General features: G+C 70.5%; 20 protein-coding genes. 17 read left to right on the top strand and 3 right to left on the bottom strand.

Annotated features, from left to right (window positions below):
* Positions 1-668: 668 nt before the first annotated feature.
* Positions 669-1979, top strand: coding sequence for a TIR domain-containing protein (locus VGD70_RS09840; RefSeq protein WP_331080323.1), 1311 nt, complete (start codon positions 669-671; stop codon positions 1977-1979).
* A gap of 252 nt (positions 1980-2231) precedes the next feature.
* Complete coding sequence (locus tag VGD70_RS09835; RefSeq protein WP_331080321.1) at positions 2232-3923, top strand: DUF4157 domain-containing protein; 1692 nt, start codon at positions 2232-2234, stop codon at positions 3921-3923.
* Between the two features lie 78 nt (positions 3924-4001).
* Here the strand turns inward: VGD70_RS09835 and VGD70_RS09830 are convergent, their stop codons facing one another.
* Positions 4002-4736, bottom strand: a complete 735-nt coding sequence (locus tag VGD70_RS09830; RefSeq protein ID WP_331080320.1) for a helix-turn-helix domain-containing protein — start codon at positions 4734-4736, stop codon at positions 4002-4004.
* Between the two features lie 51 nt (positions 4737-4787).
* Between VGD70_RS09830 and VGD70_RS09825 the strand changes: the two genes are divergently transcribed.
* The 10 genes from VGD70_RS09825 (at position 4788) to VGD70_RS09780 (ending at position 14567) form a co-directional block, all read left to right on the top strand.
* On the top strand, positions 4788-5858 hold the full coding sequence (locus tag VGD70_RS09825) for a hypothetical protein (RefSeq protein WP_331080318.1): 1071 nt from the start codon (positions 4788-4790) through the stop codon (positions 5856-5858).
* Between the two features lie 215 nt (positions 5859-6073).
* Positions 6074-8305 carry an XRE family transcriptional regulator gene (locus VGD70_RS09820; protein ID WP_331080316.1) on the top strand — a complete coding sequence of 744 codons (2232 nt, stop codon included), beginning with the start codon at positions 6074-6076 and terminating at the stop codon, positions 8303-8305.
* A 136-nt stretch (positions 8306-8441) separates the two neighbouring features.
* Entirely contained in the window at positions 8442-9734 is a 1293-nt protein-coding gene (locus VGD70_RS09815) for a PPE domain-containing protein (RefSeq protein WP_331080314.1), read from the top strand.
* A 109-nt stretch (positions 9735-9843) separates the two neighbouring features.
* Positions 9844-10224, top strand: a complete 381-nt coding sequence (locus VGD70_RS09810; protein WP_331080312.1) for a hypothetical protein — start codon at positions 9844-9846, stop codon at positions 10222-10224.
* The gene (locus VGD70_RS09805; protein WP_331080310.1) at positions 10221-11030 is read left to right on the top strand and encodes an ESX secretion-associated protein EspG; all 810 of its coding nucleotides are present in this window, start codon (positions 10221-10223) and stop codon (positions 11028-11030) included. The genes VGD70_RS09810 and VGD70_RS09805 overlap by 4 nt, the downstream gene beginning before the upstream one ends.
* 35 nt (positions 11031-11065) lie before the next feature.
* On the top strand, positions 11066-11413 hold the full coding sequence (locus VGD70_RS09800; RefSeq protein ID WP_331080308.1) for a YbaB/EbfC family nucleoid-associated protein: 348 nt from the start codon (positions 11066-11068) through the stop codon (positions 11411-11413).
* Positions 11410-11739 carry a WXG100 family type VII secretion target gene (locus VGD70_RS09795; protein ID WP_331080306.1) on the top strand — a complete coding sequence of 110 codons (330 nt, stop codon included), beginning with the start codon at positions 11410-11412 and terminating at the stop codon, positions 11737-11739. The genes VGD70_RS09800 and VGD70_RS09795 overlap by 4 nt, the downstream gene beginning before the upstream one ends.
* Positions 11736-12665, top strand: a complete 930-nt coding sequence (locus VGD70_RS09790; protein ID WP_331080305.1) for a hypothetical protein — start codon at positions 11736-11738, stop codon at positions 12663-12665. Before VGD70_RS09795 ends, VGD70_RS09790 begins: the two co-directional genes overlap by 4 nt.
* A gap of 154 nt (positions 12666-12819) precedes the next feature.
* Positions 12820-14088 (top strand): hypothetical protein, encoded by a 1269-nt coding sequence (locus VGD70_RS09785; RefSeq protein WP_331080303.1) that lies wholly within the window; start codon positions 12820-12822, stop codon positions 14086-14088.
* A gap of 26 nt (positions 14089-14114) precedes the next feature.
* A complete protein-coding gene (locus VGD70_RS09780) occupies positions 14115-14567 on the top strand; it encodes a hypothetical protein (RefSeq protein ID WP_331080301.1) in 453 nt (150 codons plus the stop codon).
* A gap of 19 nt (positions 14568-14586) precedes the next feature.
* Here the strand turns inward: VGD70_RS09780 and VGD70_RS09775 are convergent, their stop codons facing one another.
* Positions 14587-15186 carry a GNAT family N-acetyltransferase gene (locus VGD70_RS09775; protein ID WP_331080299.1) on the bottom strand — a complete coding sequence of 200 codons (600 nt, stop codon included), beginning with the start codon at positions 15184-15186 and terminating at the stop codon, positions 14587-14589.
* 154 nt (positions 15187-15340) lie between these two features.
* Here VGD70_RS09775 and VGD70_RS09770 point away from each other — a divergent pair, with 154 nt between their 5' ends.
* From VGD70_RS09770 to VGD70_RS09755, 4 genes are read left to right on the top strand one after another with little or no spacing between them, the layout of a single operon-like run.
* Complete coding sequence (locus VGD70_RS09770; protein ID WP_331080297.1) at positions 15341-15847, top strand: SigE family RNA polymerase sigma factor; 507 nt, start codon at positions 15341-15343, stop codon at positions 15845-15847.
* Positions 15844-16773, top strand: a complete 930-nt coding sequence (locus VGD70_RS09765) for a hypothetical protein (RefSeq protein ID WP_331080296.1) — start codon at positions 15844-15846, stop codon at positions 16771-16773. The genes VGD70_RS09770 and VGD70_RS09765 overlap by 4 nt, the downstream gene beginning before the upstream one ends.
* 9 nt (positions 16774-16782) lie before the next feature.
* The gene (locus VGD70_RS09760; protein WP_331080294.1) at positions 16783-18792 is read left to right on the top strand and encodes a hypothetical protein; all 2010 of its coding nucleotides are present in this window, start codon (positions 16783-16785) and stop codon (positions 18790-18792) included.
* Positions 18789-20756 carry a hypothetical protein gene (locus VGD70_RS09755; protein WP_331080292.1) on the top strand — a complete coding sequence of 656 codons (1968 nt, stop codon included), beginning with the start codon at positions 18789-18791 and terminating at the stop codon, positions 20754-20756. The genes VGD70_RS09760 and VGD70_RS09755 overlap by 4 nt, the downstream gene beginning before the upstream one ends.
* Before the next feature lie 88 nt (positions 20757-20844).
* Here VGD70_RS09755 and VGD70_RS09750 read toward each other — a convergent pair whose 3' ends face one another.
* Positions 20845-21558 (bottom strand): class I SAM-dependent methyltransferase, encoded by a 714-nt coding sequence (locus VGD70_RS09750; protein WP_331080290.1) that lies wholly within the window; start codon positions 21556-21558, stop codon positions 20845-20847.
* A 57-nt stretch (positions 21559-21615) separates the two neighbouring features.
* Here VGD70_RS09750 and VGD70_RS09745 point away from each other — a divergent pair, with 57 nt between their 5' ends.
* The gene (locus tag VGD70_RS09745; RefSeq protein ID WP_331080288.1) at positions 21616-22260 is read left to right on the top strand and encodes a TetR/AcrR family transcriptional regulator; all 645 of its coding nucleotides are present in this window, start codon (positions 21616-21618) and stop codon (positions 22258-22260) included.
* Positions 22261-22266: the final 6 nt, after the last annotated feature.

Raw genomic sequence — 22266 nt, 5'->3', positions numbered from 1 at the left:
CCCTCTTGCTGGGTCACTCCTACGGTGGTTCGGTATCACTGGCCTGCGCGGAGTGGGACATCTGGTGTATCTGGCGGCATTCGTGCCGGACACCCAGGAGAGTGCGGCAGGTCTGGGCGGAGCGTCTTCTCGGCTTCGAGGGGCCATCGTGCCGGGACCCGAGGGCTCCACGCGTCTTCACCCTGACCGGGGCTGTTGGCGCCCTCTACACGGACTGCTCTGGACATCGCGTCTGTGCGGAGGACCGGGCCATCGACCCTGATCTGCAACGGACGATGGTGGTGCGCTGGGCAGATGTTCGCGAGTGGCGGACGGGCCACTCGCCGTTCGTCGGACGACCCGAGCTGGTCATCGAACTCATGCGGGAGCTGCTCGACGCCTCCCACGCCTCGCGCGGGGCCGACGGGGGAATCACGGCCACTCGTTGATCGCAGCGAGCGCGACGGTCTCGACGGGGCGTGCCGCTGTCTGTAGATCTTCTTGTGCACACGGGCGGTCGCCCACCTCGCGAGCCCTTGTTCTCGCGGTTGCGGACCTGGTCGGCCTTCCCCGGGATGGTGCGGTCGATCCCTCGCCGCCGCAGGTAGGCCCGGTTGGCGCGGGAGCCGTATGCCTTTAAGATCATTCCTGGTCCGTCCCTGAATCCAACTGGATCGAACGAGGTGTCGATGGATATTGCTGCTGGTCGGACGGACGACGCTGAGACGCTTATCTTTATCAGCTACCGGAGCAATGACGCCTACACAGCGGCGGCGTTCCTCCATGCGGAGTTGTCGAACCGGTTCGGCGCGGAATCGGTCTTTCTCGATTACGAGGACATTCCACTTGGTCGTGACTTCGCACCGGAACTGCTGGGCCGGGTGCGGAGCTGCGCGGTGTTGTTGGTCGTTGTCGGTAACCGGTGGCTGGACGGCGAGGTAGGCCAACGACCCATCGACAATCCCGACGACTGGGTGCGCAGGGAGATACTGGAGGCACTGGAGCACGATATTCCGGTGGTACCCGTCCTGGTCGAGGGCGTGGAGGCTATTCCGGATCGCCTGCCGGCCGAACTGGCCTTTCTGACCGACCGACAGCATTTCGTGGTTCGGCACCGCAGCCATCGGATGGGCATCGGCAACCTGGGTGACTTCCTGGCCCGGCAGATCCCTCGGCTGCGTGACCGCCCCCGGGTCACCACTCGCGGGAAGTGGCGAATGCTCATCAGGGCCGCGAGCGTCGTCGTGCTGGCGGCCGCAGCGCTCGGCCTGCCGACGACGTTCGCCATCCCCGCCGAGCAGGACTGTGACCAGCCGCAGCCGGCCGAAGGGCCGATCCTGGACAAATACCGGGAGGAACGGGCAGGCGTGGACTCCACGCTCGGCTGCCCGCTTGAGCCCGTGAGGGCCACCGCGGACGGCCGGGGCCAGTTCGCCGTCTTCGAAACCACCGGCAGGCGGTACTCCGCCTGGATCTACTGGAGCCAGGACACCGGCGCGCACGTCGTGTTCGGCGAGATCGGCGAGAAGTGGGTGGCGCTGGACTCGCAGGCCGGGCAACTCGGGTTCCCGACGAGCGACGAGCGGCGTAACCGGGATCTGGATGGCCGCCGCCAGGAATTCCAGGGCGGCTTGCTGTACTGGCATCCGACGCGCTCCAAAGGGGCGCACCCGATCTCTGGCGAGTTCTTCGTGGCGTGGGGAAAGACCGACTACGAGATGGGGGCGCTCGGCTATCCCGTCAGCGACGTACTGTCCAGTTCGGACGGCGTTGGCCGGTACCAGGACTGCACGGGCGGAACGATCATCAGTCACCCCGCGCGCTCGAAGGGGACACATGCCGTGATGCTCAAGATCTACCTGAAGTGGCAGCGGCATGGCGGGGAGGCCGGCGACTACGGCTACCCGGTCGCCGACGAGGTCAGGGAAGGTCGCGTCTACCGCCAGGTGTTCGAGCGAGGCGAAATCGTCTGGGACGACGCCATTCAGGACTACCGCTGACCCTTGAACGCCAACTCGACCTGGACGTCGACCAGGAACCTCCGACAGGCGCCGCATTAAGGTCCGGCCGCGGCACGGACAGGCACAGCAGTGTGCACTCGCGGGCCATGAGGACTGCACCCACGCCTCTTCCGCCACCGCCCGGCACACCGTAGAAGGGTGGTCGACACCCACAGAACGTAGGTGGAGAGACCCATGCACCCACAGCGGAAACCGGACCGGAGCCGGGCCGGCGTCCGGTCCGGGCCGTCGGTGCGCAACGCCGCGGAGCACGCCGCCGGCTCGGCATCCTCGCAGGCCGGCGCGCAGACCGGCCGAGGCCCGATGACGCCGGACCGCCTGCTGGAGCTCCAGCGATCCGTCGGGAACGCCGCCGCCACCGAACTGCTGGCCCAGCAGCGGCACGGCGACCAGTGCGGCCACGCGCCGACCGTCCAGCGCTCCACCGTGCCCGACGTCCTGACGACGCCGGGCGTGCCCTTCGCCGGTCCGCTGGCCGAGCGGGTGTCGGCCCACTACGGCGGCGTCGACCTCTCCCACATCCGGGTGCACGCCGACCCCGTGGCGCAGCGCTCGGCGGCCGAGCTCGGCGCCCGCGCCTACACGTCTGGCCACCACGTCGTCCTGACCGACAACGCCACCGAGAAGGACGTCCGCCACGAGGTGGCGCACACCTTCCAACAGGCTGCGGGCACGGTCTCGGGCAAGGACAACGGCGACGGGCTGAAGATCTCGGAACCGGACTCCCCCGAGGAGAAGGCCGCCGAGGCAGCCGCCCAGAGACCATTACCCTCGCGGTCGTCCCCGCCGGCGTCGCAGCGGTCCGCGGGCACCGTCGCGGTGACCCCGCTGCCGCACGGGCCACAGGGGCACGCCCCCGTGGGGACCGACGGGCACGGCCGCGCCGTCCAACGCGCCGACCAGGCAAGGCCGTCGTCGGCCCAATCCGGCCGCTCCGCGGAATCCGGCCAGACCGAGTCCTCCTACCACACCGCCCAGTCCGGGGGCTCCGCCGCGGCGTCGACGACCTCCTCCCAGCGCAGGCTCTCCGAATACGCAAGGGACAAGGCGGAGTTGAACCGGCGCATCGGCAAGATCACGGCGCTGAAGCAGGACACCGAATTCACGGGCGCCATCCAGGGCTGGCTGGACAACCTCACCGACGCCGCGCCGGACCTGGCCGCGGTGGACAAGATCATCGACCGGATGGTGAAGAATCATGGGTTCGAGCTGCCCTATGAGTGGGTCGCTCGGCACCAGGACAAGCCGGGCTTCCACGAGGCCGCGCAGCAGCAGGACCGGACGCAGCGGGCACACCTCTGGTCGAAGATCGGCGCGGAGATATCCTCCAATCGGGCACAGTGGGAGCGCGGCCTCGTGCTGGAGAAAACCGTCGGGGGCGCCCTCTTCAACGGCCTGCTCTTCGGCCTTGAGAACTTCGGCAAGTCCCTCGCCATGCGCGAGTTGTGGAAGAAGATGTCGCAGACGTACGTCAAAGGTCTGCGGGGACCGGTTGAGGCAAGCGTGCTGGTGGGGATCGACGACACGAGCGTGCTCAACACGATCGAATGGCCTTTGCTACGAGAGAGCATAGAAAAGGGCGTCGTCGATGGGATGAATGTGGTCGTCTACTCCATGGAGAAGGAGGAGGGGGGCAGAATCCGGCTGGAGCCCAGGGAAACGGTGGCGGTCCGGTCGGCGGAGGAGTACGAGGCCCTGCCACGCGTCCAACAAAGCGCCAGGTGGCGTCAGCAGCAGTCGCAGGTCGACACGGACCAGAAGGACGAGTTCGCGGCGAGCTGTGCGCGGGAGGACGCCCTGGCGGAGCTCGACAAGTTCGTCACAGCGAACGTGGAGGGGCAACTCCGCTTCCGCCCCACCGAGACGCCGGACAACACGCCGGCGACCAGCTCCGCCGGAAGCTCGCCGCGACTGGGATCGTAGCCAACCCGCGCGTGACCCCAGGGGGCACTGACGGCGCCCGCCACCACGTGTCTGCCACCTGTGCCGGCATGGACGGAGTCACCGGTGCCGGCGTCGTTGTGGTCGTCCTTCGGCGGTGTCGAGTGCGGGTGTGAGTGGTTCGAGGGCGGCACGGAGTAGGTCGGGTAGCGAGCCGGACACCACGACGAGGCCGCCGGTCGCGCGGGAACCGGTTGCCGACCGCAGCCACCGTTCGAGTGCGATGCGGACCGCGGCAGCCACGCTGGCCGCGAGCACCTGGGCGGTTTGTTCGTCGGCCTGTTGTTCGTCGGCCTGTTGTTTGTCGGCACGGCCGAGGCGCTCCGCGATGGCGACGGTCAGGGGTCGTTCGATCGCGGCGGCGGTGCCGACGAACGCATCGCGCAGCGAGGCGCTGGTGGTGATCAGCAGGAGCGCATCACGACCGCGTTCGCCCGGGTCGGTGTACTGCTCCACGATCGCCTCGACGACGGCGTCGGCGAGCCGGACGTCAGGTGGCCGAGCGGCCACCGCCGCCGCGACTCGTGCCTCCCGTTCGGCGGTGACGGCGGCGACGATCGCCTGCTCGCGACTGGAGAAGTAGTTGTTGTAGGTCCTCGGCGAGACACCGGCCGCTTCGGCGATGTCGTCGACGCGCACGTTGTCCGGCCCACGTTCCACAGCCAGCCGCAGCGCCGCCTCCCGCAACGCCTCGCGGGTGGCCTGCTTCTTCCGCTCGCGCAACCCCGCCCGTCTCGTCGCCACGACGTCATCATGCCAGCCAAGGTGCGCGGGCGCAAAGTTGCGCGCACGCATGTTTTGCCCGTAGGCTGGCATCGAACCCACTCGGCAGGAAGGACCAAGCGCATGCGAGGCAAGGGGATGACCTACGACACCGGCTTTGTCCGGATGGGCAAGACCTCCCGGGAAAGCTTCGACCCTGACGTGGTCAAGCGGGAGCTGGCGATCATCCGTGACGATCTGCACTGCAACGCCGTTCAGGTCACCGGCAGCGATCCGGAACGGCTGGAACTGGCGGCCCGCTGCGCCGCCGAGCTCGGGCTGGAGGTCTGGTTCTCGCCATACCCCCTGGACCTGACGACCAAGGAGATCCTGTCGCTGTTCGCCGACTGTGCGGAGCGGGCGGAGCGGCTCCGGAGGACGGGAGCCGAGGTCGTGTTCGTCACCGGCGTCGAGCTGAGCATCATGAACCGGGGATTCTTGCCCGGTGACAACCTCGAGGAGCGGCTCGGCCTGCTGTTCAGCCAACCCGACGGCCGGCGCGAGCGACTCGTCGAGGTGAGCGCCCGGCTCAACGACTTCCTCAGCGACGCCGTGGCGGTGGTCCGCGAGCGTTTCCGGGGGAAAGTCACCTACGCCTGCATACCGTTCGAGAGTGTCGACTGGACATCCTTCGACATCGTGTCGTTCGAACTCATCCGGTCTGCCGAGGTGGCCGACCAGTACCGCGAAGGCGTGCGCAACCTCGTCGCGCAGGGAAAGCCGGTCGCGATCACCGGCTTCGGCACGGCTGCCTGGCACGGCGCCGGCGACGTAGCGCCCCGCAGTATGGAGATCGTCGAGTACGACGAGGACACCGGTGACCCGGTTCGGTTGAACGGGGAGTACGTCCGTGACGAGGCCGGCCAGGCCACGTACCTGAACGAGCTGCTGGAGATCTTCGACACGGAAGGCGTTGACAGCGCCTTCGTGTTCCTCTTCGCGCTGTACAACTTCCCACACCGCCCCGATGGCGATCCCCGCGATGACCTGGACCTCGGCAGCCCCGGCATCGTCAAGATCCTGGAGGGCCGCCACGGAGAGACCTATCCAGACATGGCCTGGGAACCCAAGGCGGCCTTCACTGCCGTCGCCGAGTGCTATCGCGGCGACCACGTCACACAGGCCCGCCGAGCAGCCGGGCGCCAGGGCGGGTAACGGTGGCCAGGTTGGTGAGCACGGTGCGCGCATGTCCTGGGCCGCCGAGCAGACCGACGTTTCCCAGCAGCAGCACCGTGTCGAACGAACCCAGCTTCGGTGGGTTCCGGTGTTCGCCGTCCTCGCGACCACCTGGCGGAGGCGTACCTTGCCGGCCGGGCGACCGGGGCGACCCCTAAGGTTGGGATCTTCGGTGACCGACCGGAAGGGGCTAGGTGTCGAGCCAGTTCGGTCCGCTGTTGCGGCGGTTTCGGTTACGGGCGGGACTGACCCAGGAGGGGCTGGCGGAGCGATCCGGGCTGGGCGTGCGCACCGTCCGTGGACTGGAGACCGGGGAGCGCGCCGACCCTCGGGTGGGCACGGTGGAGGCGCTGGCGGACGCGCTCGACCTCACCGCGGCCGAACGGGTCGAGCTCCTTGCCTCGACCGGGACCCAGCCCCCGGCCGGACCGCACCGCGACGCTCCGGCCGGCGGTGATCGGCTGGCCGAGGCCGCGAGCCTGCTCGCCTACGAGCTTCGCACGCGGCTGCGGCGGGAGGAGGAGCAGCGGCAGATCCACGACCCCGTGCCGCTTCCGGTCCGCTGGCGGCCGGCGCCGGCCACGTTGATCGACTCCTGGACCAACATCCGGATGGCCAAGGCCGGCGAGCCGGTGCGCCCGGTTCACCTGGTCGGTCGGCTGGACGAGATCGTCGCGGTCTACCGGCGGGTTCCGTCCGGCCGGCTGGTGGTGCTCGGCCGCGCCGGGTCCGGCAAGACCATCCTCACGATGCGCTTCGTGCTCGGCCTTCTCGATGTGAACGGCCCGGGTGACCCGGTGCCGGTGATCTTCAGCGTCGGCTCGTGGAACGCTGGCACGACGGCGTTGCGGGACTGGCTGATCGAGCAGCTCCTGCGCGACCACCCCGGGCTCGGCGCGCCCGGCCCCGACGGGTCGACGCTGGCCGCGGCACTGGTCGAGACCGGCCGGGTCCTGCCGGTGCTGGACGGGTTCGACGAGATCGCCGGCGGACTGCACCAGGCGGCGCTGGCCGCGCTGAACGCCACCACGTTGCCGCTGCTGGTGACCAGCCGGGTGGACGAGTACCGCGCCGCCGTCGAGTCGACCGACGTGCTGACCTCGTCCGGCGCGGTCGTGCTCACCGACCTGACCGCGACCGACCTCGCCGACTACCTTCCGCGCACGACGCGCCGGCGCGCCGGCGCCGGCACGGTGTGGGAACCGGTCCTGGCCGACGTGCGTGACCATCCACACGGTGACCTCGCCGCCGTACTGACCACGCCGCTGATGGTGAGCCTCGCCAGGACGATCTACAGCGACACGCCCGACCACGACCCGGCCGAGCTGCTGGACGCCGGCCGGTTCGGCACCAGGGAGGAGATCGAGCGGCACCTGCTCGGCAGCTTCGTGCCGACCGTCTACCGGCACCAGCCGGGCGGCCGCGGTCGTGACCGTGCCTTCGACGAGGATCGCGTCGAGCACTGGCTCGGCTTCCTCGCCCACCATCTCGACCGGCTCGGGACCCACGACCTCGCCTGGTGGCAGCTCGGCAACCGGATGCCCGGCTGGCTGCGGATGGTGGTGAGCGGGCTGGTGCTCGGCATCGCCGCCGGACTCCCCGCGGCGCTCGTCATCGGGCTGATCTACACCGTCGGGGTCGGCACGTCCGGCGCGGGCCTCCGCAACGGCCTGTCCGCCGTGCTCGCCGCCGGGCCGATGGAGGGGCTCGTGGTGTCCTTGACCGTCGGCCTGGCGCACGGCGCCTCGCTCGCGTTCCGCAGCACCGTGTTCGAACCGTCCCGGGTGCGGATCCGGCTTCGTGCGGCACGCCGGAGCCGCTCGACGGTCCTGCGCCGGCTCGCGGTCGGGCTCGCGGTCGGGGTGGGGCTCGGCGCGGGCCTCGGCATCGCGCGCGAGCTCGGCGCGACGTTCTGGATCGTCGGCCGGATCGGGGACACGACCGCGACCACCGTGCTGTTCGGGTTGGCGTTCGGCCTTCTGTGGGGTCTGTTCTGGGGCGTGATGGCCGCCTTCGAGGCGCCGGTGGACATCAGCTCGACGGCGAGCCCCATGGACCTGCTGAACACCAACCGCCGGACCGTCGCGGTCCAGTCACTGATGTTCGGGTTGGTGACCTGCCTCGGCTACACGGCCATGGTCGGCGTGCTGCACGGCCCCCGGTTCGGGTTGGTGTACGGGCTGTCCTACGGACTGGTGCTCGGGCTCGCGATCAGCCTCGGCGCGGCCAGCCTGACCGCGTGGGGCACCTGGATGGTGTTCGCGCGGGTGTGGTTGCCGGTGAACGGACGGCTGCCCTGGTCGCTGCCGGAGTTCCTCGAGGACGCCTACCGCCGGGGGGTGCTGCGCCGGGCGGGCGCGGTCTACCAGTTCCGGCACGCCCGCCTTCAAGATCACCTGAAGCAGGCCTTTCGCACCGGCCGTTGAGCCGTCTACCCAGGTCAGGACCACCGGCCATAAATGGCCCCCGCGGTTGCCTGTCCCCGTTTCCCCGGTGGCGGCGACCATGTGGTCGCTGGCGACGGCCTGCGGAGGATGGGGATCCGGGAAAGGGGACTTCGGGGTGTCAGACGCGTGGGAGGAGTACTTCACCGGGCCGGTACCGCCGGCCGAGGGTGGGGTGAACTGGGAGGCCTACAGCCACGACGAGCTGTACCAGATGCTGTGGCAGGACGCCGACGTCGCCGACGTCAGCACGGTCGCCACCGAGTGGGCCAAGCACCGTGCCGCGCTGACCACACACGCCGAGGTGTTGCGTGAGCAGTGCGCGGCGATGCAGGAGAGCTGGCAGGGGCCGGGCGCGGAGGAGGCGGCCAACCGGCTCCAGACGCTGGCCGCCCGGGTGGACAAGATCAGCGAGCTGGCCCACGCGGGCGGGCAGGCCGCGCAGGACGCCGCCGACGCGCTTGCCATGGCCCGGGCCATGATGCCGCCGCCACCCGGCAACCCGGCGGCGCCGGTCACCGACGCCATGTCCGGGGCCGCCCCGGGGCTGAGCACGCCGACGGTGCCGTCGGTGCCGTCGGTGCCGACCTCGTCGTCCATGTCGTCCCTGCAGTCGTACATGTCGTCGATGCAGTCCTACCTGTCTTCGATGCAGTCGTCGCTGTCGTCGTCCGTGCCCTCGTCCGTGCCCTCGTCGTTTCCCTCGTCCCAGCCCTGGTCGTCGTCGAGCGTGCCGAACTACGCCGAGATGTTCACCCCCGCCTCGACGCCTACCGCTGCCCCGACCACGACCGCCTGGACCACGCCCGCCAGCTCGGCCACCCCGGGCATGGGCACCGCGTTCGGTGCGGTGGGCAGCGGCGGGTACAGCTTCTACGTCGGCAGCACCGCGCAGGACCAGCAGAAGGCGCAGGCCGTGCGGGCGATGCAGACCTACGAGTCCAGCCTGACGAGCAGCAGCCAGCTGCTCGGCGACGCGCGGAGCGCGGTCCCCGCGGCGGCCTCGCTGCGCGCCGCCGATCCGACGAACCCGGCCCGGGGTGGCGCCGGGGTGCCGTGGCAGCGGCTCGTCGGGGCCGCTCCGGCCGGAGGGCTTCGTACCGGCGCCGGCATGGGCGCGGTCGTCGGCGGTCCCGATGCGGTCAAGGGCGCGGCTCCCGGAGCCGGCGCCCGGGTCGGCGCGCTGCCCGGGGTTGCCGGCGGGTCCGGCATGCGGGCCGTGCAGCTCGCCGAGACCGCCGCGGCGCGCGCGGCCGGGCCGGCCGGGATGGCGCCGGGGGTCGGCCAGCGCGGCGCGGGCGCCGACGACGAGCCGCACGAGAACGAGTTGCCGACGCTGGACCACGGGCTGTTCGCCGTGGAGGAGCCGACCAGCGCGGCGGTCATCGGGCTGACGGAGGGGCTGTCGTGAGCGAGCTTGCGAGCGAACCATCGATACAGGGTGAGCGTGCGAGCGAACCATCGATACAGGGTGAGCTTGCGAGCGAACCGATGTCACAGGGTGACCGCGAGGGGGCGGCGTGAGTGAGGCGAAGGGGTACAAGGTCGAGCCGGATCTGCTCGAGGAGCGGATCTCGGCGCTGACCATGCTCGGCGACCTGACCGGCGACCTGGTCGCGACCGCGAGCCGGCTGGCCGAGCGGCTGCCGATGCTCGGCACCGCGCCGCCGGCCGTGCACCTGGCGCTGCGGCTGCGTGAGGCGGCCGGACGGTCCGGCCTGGCCGGCGAGGTGCAGGCGGCGCAGCAGGAGGTCGAGGCGTTCCAGCGGACGCTGTCCGACACCAAGAAGTCCTACGTCGAGCGGGAGTCCGACGCCGAGTCGGCGGTGCGCACGGCCGGCGAGCGCGACGGCGGCTCGCACGGCCCACGCGACGGCGGCCGGTCCGCGGTGCGGTCGTGATCGCCACGACCGAGCGGGCGAGCGACCAGGATGTCCACTTCGGACTCGTCGAGCTGGACCTGCTCGCCACCCACGCCGGCGTGCCGTTCCCGTTCCCGCTCCGGGTGCCGTCGTTCGGCCGGCTCGCCGGCGAGCGGGACGTGCTGCTCGCCGAGGCGGGTCACGCGCTGTGCGACCGCGGCTTGGCCACCGCGCACGGGCCGGCCGGTATGGCGGCCGAGCTGGTCACCGCGTTGCGCGAGCACCGGAGCGCGATCGACCTGGTCGTACTCGGCGCCGGCACCGTGACCGGCGTGGTGGCCATGGTCTACGGGAACCGGGCGGTGCTGTGTCGCCAGCCGCTCAGCGCCGAGCGGGCGGACACGGTCCGGGTCGAGCGGGTCACGGCGGGCGCGCTGGCCGACGCGTTCGACGGCCTGATCCCGAACACCTCACCGGCGGTGACCATGCCGATCACGCTGCCGCCCGGCGTGGTCGGCGACACGCTGCGGCTGCTCAGCAACACGGCCGACACCCCGGCCACGCGGCGGTGCGTGCGCGAGCTGGTCCGCGAGTACGGCGGCGACGAGGCCGTGGTCGACCAGCTCGTCGGCCTGCTCCCGGCGCTGACCGGCCGGGGCCAGCTCGGTGTCACCCGCCGGTCCGGCGCCGCGGTCTCGCGCCCGTTCGAGATGTCCTGGTTGGACAGTCCACGGGGGAGGGTGCGGGTGAGTCGGGACGACCGCGGCTGGCTGAGCGTCAACCCGTTGCGGCGCAGCGACCTCGTGCGCCTCCTGCGGGATGCGGCGACGCTCGTCCGCACGTAGCTCAGGGGAACCACAGGGAAGAGAAGGGGAACACCATGGATCCAGCACAGTGGCTGGCGGACTACCGGGACCGCCTCGAGCGCGTCGCCTACAGCGCCCGCGCGGCGAGCGCGAGCCTGCGCGAGGTCGGGGCGAGCGCGACCTCGCCGCGCGGTGAGGTCACCGTGACGGTGAACGCCGGGGGCGGGCTCGAGCAGGTCGGGCTGACGCCGGCGGCCCGCAAGCTCGAGACCGACGCCCTCGCCGCGCTCATCGTGGCGACCTCGCGCGAGGCCCAGCGCCTGGCCGGCGCGCGGACGGCCGAGGTGATGGCCGGCTACCTCGGCGAAGGCGAGGCGCTGGCGGAGATCACCCAGCACCTGCCGGCGGGGGCCGTGCGATGACCGCGCCTGGTTTCGACGTCAACCCCGACCAGCTGCGGGCGCACGCCGGCACGCTGGCCGGCTACGCCGACCGGCTCTCCGCGATCGGTACGGGGCTGCCGGGCTCGCTGGCCGAGCAGTCGCTCGGCTCGTTCGCCCAGTTCCTCACCGTCGGGCTGGGTGGCGCGATGACCGAGGCGCTGAACGCCTTCGGGCACGCGGCGTCCACAGTGGACATGGTGGGCAGTGGGGTCCGGCAGGCGGCCGACTCCTACCAGCGCACCGACGAGGACACCGCGACCAACCTGACCGGCGTCGAGGCGAACGCGGGGGAGGGCGTCCGATGACCACGACGCTGCCCGGGACCCGGACCGCCGAGCCGTCCGGTGAGCTGGACGCGCTGGAGATCAACGCCCTGCTCGCCAAACTGCGGGTTGCCAAGGGCGCCGTCGACAAGAAGGAATGGCTGTCGGCGGAGCTCGCCGGCGGGCCGGCGGTCTCCATCGACGCGATCGGCTCGACCGGCAGCCCACTGTCTACATTGGATAGCTCGGGGATGGGCTTCCTCACGCCGATGGTGTCGTTCCTGGAGGAGCCGCTCAACCAGCTGCGTGGCGACCCGTCGTCGGTCTCGTCCGGCGCGAGCGAGTTCGACGGTGCCGGGCAGGGCGGGACCGCCGTGGCCGAGGAGTACCGGTCCACGGCCGGCAGCCAGACCAGCGAGTGGTCCGGCCAGGCCGCCTCGGACTACCTGAACAAGGGCATCGACCTGGCCGACGGGATTCTCTCGATCGCGGAGACCTCGCTCACCTCGGCCAAGGCGCTGATCGGCGCCGGCGAGGTGGTCGCCAAGGCCGTCGCCGACGTCACCCAGCTGATCACCGAGGCGGTCGGCAAGATCGTGCCGATCATGAGCCAGGCGATCGCCGAGGCGCCGGCGACGTTCGGGAACAGCATCGCCGTCGCGATCCCGCAGTGCGTGCAGATCGCCGTCGACTACGCCGGGCAGATCGCCGGCAAGATGGCCGCCCTGCTGTCCAGCGGCGAGAACCTGATGAAGCTCATCGACGGCGCGCTCGGCGTCCTGAAGATCGTCAAGCAGGTACTGACGTTCATCGGTGAGCAGAGCCAGGGTGGCGCTTCGGGCACGCCTTCCGGCCAGTCGACGAGCAAGCCTTCGAGCACGCCTTCGGGCAAGCCTTCGAGCGATGCTTCGGGGCAGCAGAGCCAGTCAGGCGGCGGCTCGACACCGTCCACGGAGGACCTTGCCTGAGCTGGGCGACCGCCGCGCAGACCGACGGCGACGCCGCGAGCGGCACCTGCCGGGCGTGATCACCGAAAACCACCTCGAGCCGCTCGCGGCCGGCGCCCGCCACCCATTTCTTGTCCATTATGGACCGTTCGGTCACTGACTTCGGGGGAAACCCATGGGCTTTACCGTTGACAAGGAAGCCGTCGCCGACTTCGGCTTCTACCTGGGCGCGGAGGCAGGCCACACCCTCCCGCTCATCGAACGACTCGCTCGCGACGAGGGCATGAGCCACCACGGCTTCACCGGCCTGCTGGCGCCGCTCGGCGACATCGTGACCGGCCCGGCGTCCGTCTCGGTCGGCCTGGTGTTCAGCGAGATGCAGCGCAAGCTCTGCGACCTCGGCGACTCGGTCACCGACGCGGCCAAGCACTACGGCTGGGTCGATCACAGCAACGCGTCGATGTTCGAGCGTGCCGGACTGACCGGCGACACCAAGGAGGAGATCAAGTTCGGCGGCTACGGCCGCGACGGCTTCGAGAACTACTTCGAAGGCGGGGGGTCGATTTTTCGCGCCACCGCGACCGATATTCCGAACATCGAGCGGCCGAACACGAAATACTCCGACGACGTCCGGGAGCACGGCCTGGAGTTGCGGGTGCTCGACTGGATCTGGCGACAGTTCGACGTCGACCACGGCAAGGGCTTCACCGACTCGATCATTTCCCCGCTGGCCGGAAACTACAAGAGCATCGAGGCCAACGGGAAAGCGTGGAAGAGCGTCGGGACCAACTTCGGCCGGCTCGCCGACAGCGTTGGTAAGAACTCGATCGAGCTGGCCACGCACTCCTGGCAGGGTGGCGCGGGCGACGCGTTCAGGGACTTCCTCGGCACGTACTGGAACCAGGGTGCGGTGTGGGCCGGCGAGCAGATGGGCACGTTCGTCGCCAGTGGTTTCGACAAGATCTCCCAGGTCTCCAAGTACATCGCCGGTGTCGCGATCAGGCTCATCAACCAGGTCATCGACAAGGCCAAGAAGATCGCGACCAAGTTCGCGCCGGTCGTCGGCTGGGCGTGGACGGCCATTCAGTCCGCGGCCAAGTGGCTCGGCAAGGTCTTCGGCTTCGACGTCAACGATCTGTGGAACGACGTTCAGGACATCATCGCCATCGTCAGGGAGATCAAGGATCTGTACACGGAAATCCAGAACATCGTCAAGACGATGGAGAGCTACTTCACCACGGTCGAGCAGCTTCAGAAGACGGTCAGCGGGATTCCGGAGACGGGCAGCCTCGCCGACGCCCAGAACACGTACACCACGATCAGGGACGGCGTGGGCCAGCTCAACCAGAACAAGAACGAGCTGAACCAGTCCTTCACGAAAGCCGGCAGTTCGCTGTCCACATTGGACGACATCTCGAAGCGGGTCCGGGACAGGCACCGCTAGGCACCCCAACGCGAAGGACCCGCCGAATGTATTCCTACACCCCGGAAATGATCCAGGCCGAACGTGAGCTCGACGCGCGAATCGACCACGCGCTGGGGGTGGCGCGCGAGGTCGAGGCCCGGCTCGACGAGCTCGAGCGGCAGGAGACCGAGCAGGAGCCACCGCCACCGGACGAGGACGTCGAGCGCCTCAAGGCATTCGTCCTCGGCTACGCGCGCAGCCCCGAGTGGGAGCGGGTGATCGACCGGATCGACGAGGGCGAACTGACCTGGCGCCAGGTCTACGAGTCGCCGTTCACCCAACGCGCCGACCGCCAGATCGCCGCCGCGTTCGAGTCCCTGTCGACGGTGCCGCCGCCGACCGAGGCCAAGCTCGCCGAGATCGGCGTCCTTCCTGCCGACCCCGAGCCACCCGCCGAACCGGGCGCGGCAAGGACCGGCGGTCCCGGGCGCCGGCGGATCGTCGAGTGGCCCAACTGACCAGCACGCCGCGGTGAGGTTATCGCCCGATCCTTCGGTGCCAGCGGATCTCTCCGTCGTGCCATTCGTCGGTGGGTGCGAGCCCGCAGGCCGTGGCGACGGCGGCGGATGCGAGGTGATCGGGGTGGATGTGGGCGATGACGGTCTGCGCGGGTTGCCCGCCGAGCCAGGCGAGGAGTCCCCGGGTGGCTTCGGTGGCGATGCCGCGGCCTTGCCAGGGGGTGCCCACCACCCACGCGAGCTCGGTGGTCGTCTCGTGGTCGGAGGGAGTGACGGTGGCCTGGACCGTGCCGGTCAGGCATGCTTCGTCGCGGAGCCGGATCACCCAGTTGTGCCAGGTGACGGCGGGGTCGGGAGATCCCGCGACCATGCGTTGGTAACGCGAGCGCAGGGCTTGCGGAGTGTCCGGGATGCCGCCGATGTAGGTGTGCAGGGCCGGGTCGGACAGCACGGTGGCCATCTCTTCGGCGTGTTCGACGCGCAGCGGCAGCAGGTCCAACCGCTCGGTGTTGACGACCTCGGTCGCGACGGTGTGCACGCCGCCACCGTATCGGGCGTCGATGCCCGGCGGCACGACCACTGACCGCGCACCGGCCGCGGCCGGCACCTCTCTGTCCAAACGGGACAGTTTGGTGGGTTCCAACCGTTCGAGCTTGGCGCGCGTCCCGCACTACCCTGAGGTCACCTTCGTCGCATCGCCGGCGAGAGTGACGGCGATCACACAACCGGGCAGGATGCCGTCCGCGTCATGAGGGCGAGGGGGGTGGCGGGTTGTGCACGACGTCGACGAGCGGCAGTACACGGAGTACGTGACCAGGCGGCTGCCCACGCTCCGCCGCACCGCGTACCTGTTGTGTGGTGACGAGCACCGGGCCGACGACCTGGTGCAGAGCACGATCACGAAGCTGTACCTGCACTGGCGGCGGGCGAGCGCGGCGGACAGTGTCGACGCCTACGTCCGCGCGATGCTCGTCCGCACCTTCCTCAGCGAGCAGCGCCTCGGCTGGGCCAAGCGGGTCCGGCTGACCAGCACCCCACAGGACACGGCGGTCGCCGGGCCGGACGTGGAGACCCGCCTGGTGCTGCAACACGCGCTCGCCAGGATCGGCCCGAAGGTGCGGGCCGTGCTGGTGCTGCGGTTCCTGCTCGACCTGCCGGTCGCCGAGGTCGCGGCCGTTCTCCGGTGCTCGGAGGGCAACGTCAAGAGCCAGACCTCGGTCGGTCTCGCCGCGCTGCGCAGGTTGCTCGCCGACCACCTGCCCGAGGGGGTGCGGTCATGACGGAGGACGGTCACCGCCTGCTCGCGGCGCTGCGGGACGCGGCGCCGGAGACCCCGTCGACGGTCGACGTCGGCCGGGCGGTCCGGGTCGGGCGCCGGCGGCGGCGGACCCGCCAGCTCACCGGGGTGGTGGTGGTCGCGGCCGTGACCGCGATCGTCGCCGCGGTCATCCCGGCCCTGGTCGGTCGGCCGCTGCCGCCCGCGCACCCGCTCGGCGAGTTCGACCTGATGCGTCAGGAGCTCAGCGTCGGGTCGGCCGGCGGGTTCACCCCGGTCAGCTACGAGACCGGGCGGTACGTGCAGCGGGTGCTGCTCGTGCCGGTCGACGAGTCGGCGCCGCGCGCGAGCGTCTCGGCGTACGCGACCGGCCGGCTGCCGGACTTCGAGGGCGCTCGCTGGGAACCGGATGGCGCGCAGGCGCCGGACGTCAACGACCACCGGGCGTACTGGGTGTCCGGCCGGGACGCGGTGGCGTGGGAGTGGGCGCCGGGCGCGTGGGCGTTCGCCGAGGTCACGGGTGCCGGCGAGGACGGTCGCCGGCTCGCGCACCGGGTCGCGCAGAGCGTTGCCCGGCACCCGGGTCGGGTGACGCTGCCGTTCGCGGTGCCGGACCTGCCGGCGCCGTACCGGCTGGTCGGCGTCCGCACGCCGTACGGCACGTCGAGCGACCCGGCGGCCGGCGCGCTGCTGGTGCTCGACGCGGGGGGTACGCGGGTGCGGCTCGGCGTGCGGCGCCACCTCGATCGGGACTTCGTCACCGGTGACCGGAGGTCCACCCCGGTCGCCAACACGGACGTCGGTGGTCGAGCCGCCGCCGTGCGGGACAACTCAGTGACCATCTTCGACCCGAGCCCGGCCGTGGTGGCCGAGGCCGACGGACCGGCCCCCGACCTCGTGGCGCTCGCCACCTCGGTGCGGCCCGGCTGAAAGGACACCATGCACTCGCTCGTGAGCCGCGGCCTCGTAGCCGCGGGGATGACCGCCGCCCTGTTGACCCCGCCGTCGGCCGGTGCCGCCGAGTCCACACTGGACATCGACGGCACCAGCGCCGGCCAGGTGTTCGAGGGGATCGGCGCGCAGAGCTCCGGTGGCACCAGCCGGCTGCTGTACGACTATCCGGAGCCGCAGCGCGGCCAGGTGCTCGACTACCTGTTCAAGCCGAACTTCGGCGCGTCGCTGCAACATCTCAAGGTCGAGATCGGCGGCGACGGCAACGCCTCCAACGGGTCCGAGGCCAGCTACCGGCACGCCCGTGACGCCACCGACCTCGACCTCGGCTACGAGTGGTGGCTGATGACGGAGGCGAAGAAACGCAACCCGGACATCACGTTCAGCGCGCTCGAGTGGGGCGTGCCGGGCTGGGTCGGCGGCGGCGACTACTTCTCGGCCGACAACATCGACTACATCGTCGGCTTCCTCAAGGGCGCCAAGGAAAAGCACGGCCTGACCATCGACTACGTCGGCACGGTCAACGAACCGCGGATCATCAACCAGACCGTCGACTGGGGCTGGGTCAAGCGCCTGGACAGCGCGCTGGCCCGCAACGGCCTGCGTACCAAGCTGATCGTCGGCGACGACCCGCGGCGCGGCTGCTGCCCGACGAGCCTGCCGTGGGACGACGTCGACGCGATGGTCGCCGACCCGGCGCTCGCCAAGGCGGTGGACGTGATCGGCAGCCACTACGCGGGCGGGGCGGTGCCGGCCGCGGCGCACTCGTTCGGCAAGCCGGTCTGGTCCTCTGAGGACGGTCCGTGGACCGACGAGTGGAACGGGGTCGTCGGCGGCAGCTACGCGCCGTTCGGCAGTATGTACAACCTCAACTACGTCGACGGGCGGATGACCGCGACGGTCGTGTGGAACCTGGTCACGTCCTACTACGACAACACGATCTTCCCGAACAGCGGGCTGCTGCGGGCCGCGGAGCCGTGGTCGGGGCACTACGACGTCACGTCACCGGTGTGGGTCACCGCGCACACCACGCAGTTCGCGCGGCCCGGCTGGCGCTACCTCGACAGCGCGTCGCGGCGGCTGCCCGGCGGTGGCAGCGTGGTGACGTTGAGGCACGGCACGGACTACTCCGCGATCTTCGAGACCCAGCGGGCGGCGGACGGCTCGGTGCCGGCGCGGCCGCAGACCGTGCGGGTCCAGGTGCGCGGGGGACTGCGGGCCACCGGCGCGGTGCACGTGTGGAAGTCGACGCGAACCGCGGCTTTCGAGCGGCAGCAGGACATTCCGGTGACCGGCGGCGGGTACGAGCTCACGCTCGAGCCGGACGCCGTGTACTCGGTGACCACGACGACCGGGCAGCGGCACGGCACGGCGACGCCGCCGGCCGCGACCCCGTTCCCGCGGACCTACCGGGACGACTTCGAGGCCGGGACACTCGGCCAGCAGCCGAAGTTCCTCGCGCAGCAGGGTGGTTCGTTCGAGCTGGTGCCGTGCGCCGGCCGGCCGGGCCGGTGTGTCGAGCAGGTGGTCGGTGCGCAGCCGGTCGAGTGGTTCCAGGCCTACCCGACGAGCTTCCTCGGCGACTCGGCCGGCTGGACCGACGTGTCGGTCGAGGCGAAGATCCGGCACGAGCTCGAAGGCGCGGCCGAGGTGTGGGCGCGGATCGGCAACAACGGTGCCGAGAGCGAGGGCATCTCGATGCCGAAGCTGCCCGACGGCTACTACCTCAGCGTGCAGAAGACCGGCCGCTGGTACGTCGGCAAGACCGTCGACGGCGAACGCCGGCAGCTCGCGGCCGGGTTCGTCGAGCTGCCGGCCCGGCAGTGGCACACGATCCGGATCTCGGTGCGGGGCAGCGTGATCCGCGCGTTCATCGACGGTGCCGACGTCGGCGGCGGCACCGACTCCACGTACACCAAGGGTCGTGCCGGCATCGGCACCGGCTGGAACCGCGTCCAGTTCGACGACTTCGTCGTCACGGGGGAGGAAGCACGATGAGGATCGCGATCATCGCACTATGGTTGGCGCTCGTGGCGCCGCCGGTCGCCGACGCCCAGGTGTCCACACTGGACATCGACGGCGCCAGTCCGGGCCTGGTGTTCGACGGGATCGGCGCCACGGTCGGCGGCGGCACCTCGAGGCTGCTGTACGACTACCCGGAGCCGCAGCGCGGCGAGGTGCTCGACTACCTGTTCAAGCCGAGGTTCGGCGCCGGGCTGACCAGCGTGAAGATCGACATGGGCAGCGACGCCAACCAGGGCACCGGGTCCGAGCCCAGCAGCCGGCACGAGCGCGACGACGAGAACTACGACCGCGGCGTGCAGCTGTGGATGGCGCGGGAGGCGCGGAAACGCAACCCGGACATCACGATCAGCGCGCTGCAGGCCGCGCCCGGCTGGGTCGGCGACTACTTCTCGCAGGACAACATCGACTACATCGTCCGTTGGCTCAAGGGGGTCCGCGAGCACTGGGGACTCACCGTCGACTACTTCGGCGGCGTGGTCAACGAACCGAGCGTCATCCACCAGAAGGTCGACTGGGCCTGGGTGAACCGTCTCGACGCGGCGATCAACGCGAACGGGCTGCGCACGAAGCTGGTCCTCGGCGACGATCCCGTGCGTGGCTGCTGCCCGACCAACCTGCCGTGGCTCGCCGGCGAGGCGATGCGGGCCGATCCCGAGCTGCGCCAACGGGTCGACGTGATCGGCAGCCACTACGGCGGCGGGTACGTGCCGGACTACGTGCGGGACTTCGGCATCCCGGTGTGGTCCCTCGAGGACGGTCCGTGGACCGACGCGTGGAACGAGTTCCGCGGCGGCGGCTACAACGCGCTCGGCGCCACGTACAACCTGAACTACGTCACCGGCCACGTGACCGCGACACAGGTGTGGAACGCCGTCAGCTCCTACTACGACAACCAGATCCTGCCGAACAGCGGGCTGCTACGGGCCGCGGAGCCGTGGTCGGGGCACTACGAGGTGACGTCGCCGGTGTGGGTCACGGCGCACACCACGCAGTTCGCGAAGCCCGGCTGGCGGTACCTGGACGGCGCGTCGCGGCTGCTGCCGGGCGGCGGCAGCGTGGTGACCCTGAAGGACGGCAGCGACTACTCCTCGGTCTTCGAGACGTTGCGCACCGCCGACGGCGCGGTGCCGACGCGGGCTCAGACCGTGCGGGTGCGGGTCAGTGGTGGACTGAAGGCCGACGGGGTGGTGCACGTCTGGAAGTCCACAAGGGACAGCTGGTTCACCCGTCAGGCGGACCTTCCGGTGGTGGACGGCTCGTACGAGATCACCCTCGAACCGGACGCGATGTACTCCGTCACGACGACCACCGGGCAGCGCCACGGCACCACGAGACCGCCGGCCGCCGAACCGTTCCCAGCGTCCTATCGGGACGACTTCGAGTCGGGCGAGCCGTCGCGACAGCCGAAGTACCTCGCGCAGCAGGGTGGCTCGTTCGAGCTGGTGCCGTGCGTAGGCCGGCCGGGTCGGTGCGTCGAGCAGGCCGTGGCGCACCAGCCGATCGAGTGGCTGCGGTCGGACCCGACCTCGTTCCTCGGCGGCTCGTGGTCGGATGTCACCGTGTCCGCCAGGGTGCGGCACCTCCAACCGGGCTACGCGCAGGTGTGGGCGCGGATCGGCAACGCGGGCGCGGACAACCCCGACCTCGCGATCCCGATCCTGCCGGACGGCTACTACCTCGACGTCGAGCAGACGGGCCGGTGGGAGCTCGGGTACACCGTGCACGGCGAGCGGCACCGGTTGACCGCCGGCCATGCTCGAACGTCCGCGAACCAGTGGCACACCATCGAGATCGACGCCCGCGGCAATACCCTCCGCGCGAGCATCGACGGTGTCGAGGTCGGCACCGCGACCGACGACACGTACGCGCGTGGCCGCGCCGGGATCGGCACCGGCTGGAGCCGGGTCCAGTTCGACGACCTCGCGGTCGCGCCATAGGAACGGTGGCCCGGGTACGTCACACCGTCGCGGCCACCGCGAGCAGGACGATGATGAGGGCGTACCTCAGGTTCGCCGCGACAGCCGGTCAGTGCCGAGTCGCGCGCAGCTGCCAGATGGGCCCGACGATCCGACCCTGCTCGTCCTGCCGCACGCGCTGCGCGTCGACGGTGAAGCCCAGGTTCGCCAGGGCGTCCTCGCCGATCCGGCTGAAGACCTCCGGGGTCAAGGAGGTCGTGTACGAGCCGGGCCGGATGTCCTCGATGTCCCAGTGCGCACCGAGGTTCGCGCGCAGGTTGTCCTGGCTGACGGCGATCGGGAACCGCAGGCCGGCGTCGACGTCGGCGAAGCACAGCAGGTGCAGCCGCGCGCCCGGCGCGGTCACCCGGTGCAGCGCCGCCGCGTAGAGCTGCCGCTGTTCGTCGTCGAGGCAGTGGTACAACGCGCTGTCCAGCACGGTGTCGAACCGTTGTTCGGGGAGCTCGGTGAGCGCGGTGGCGTCGGCGTGCACGAACGTGACGTCCACGCCACGCTCCGCGGCCCGCCGGCCGGCCTGTTCGAGGCCGGCCGCGGAGCCGTCGACGCCGGTCACCCGGTAGCCGTTGGCGGCGAGGAACAGCGCGTTCTCGCCCAGGCCGCAGCCCACATCCAGGACCTCGCCACGGAACTGTCCGTCTCGCACCAGGTCGACCACCGCGGGTTGCGGCGCCTTGATGTCCCACGGCGCGAGGTCGAACGCGATCCCACTGCCCTCGACCAGTGGTTTGCCCTGGTAGACCGCGTCGAAGTCGACATCGCTCATGGGGAAGGCGGATCCAGGTGTCGGTGCTGACATTGGGGGTCACCTCACTGTTTGTCCGTGATCACTTACCAACAGTCAGTACGGTACCGTATCGTACTGTGCGGTGGACGTAAGGTATCCACCATGTCCGTCACTCCGCTGCGGGGTGGACAGGCCCGACAGGACGAGCTGTTGGCCGCCACCATCGACGTGCTTCGGGAAACCGGTTACGACCGCTTGACCATCGACGCGGTCGTGGCCCGCGCGAGGGCGAGCAAGACCACCGTGTACCGGCGGTGGCCGTCGAAGTCAGCGCTCGTGGTGGCCGCCTTCACCGATGCCGTCCGGGCGATCCCGGCGCGACCGGACACCGGTTCGTTGCGCGAGGACCTGGTCGTCCTCCTCGACGGGCTGGTGGCCGAGTTCGACCGGCTCGGCGACGTGATGACCGGCTTGATCGGGGAACTGCGGCGCAGCCCTGACCTGGCCGAGGCGATGCGCACCGGCTTCATCAAAGCGCGCAGACAGGTCATGATGGACGTCTTCGACCAGGCTCGGGAGCGCGGCGAGATCGCCGGTGACGCCGACCTGGAGACGATCTGGTACCTGGGACCGGCGCTCGTGTTCTTCCGCACGCTGATGCTCGGCGAGCCGGTGGACGGCGCGTTCGTACGCCGCACCGTCGACGAGGTCGTGCTGCCCGTCACGCGCGCCGCCACCTGACCGCGG

This window comes from Actinophytocola sp. (genome assembly GCF_036402745.1).
In the GTDB taxonomy this organism is placed as follows: Bacteria; Actinomycetota; Actinomycetes; order Mycobacteriales; family Pseudonocardiaceae; genus Actinophytocola.
This window is presented reverse-complemented; position numbering and strand designations above follow the sequence as displayed.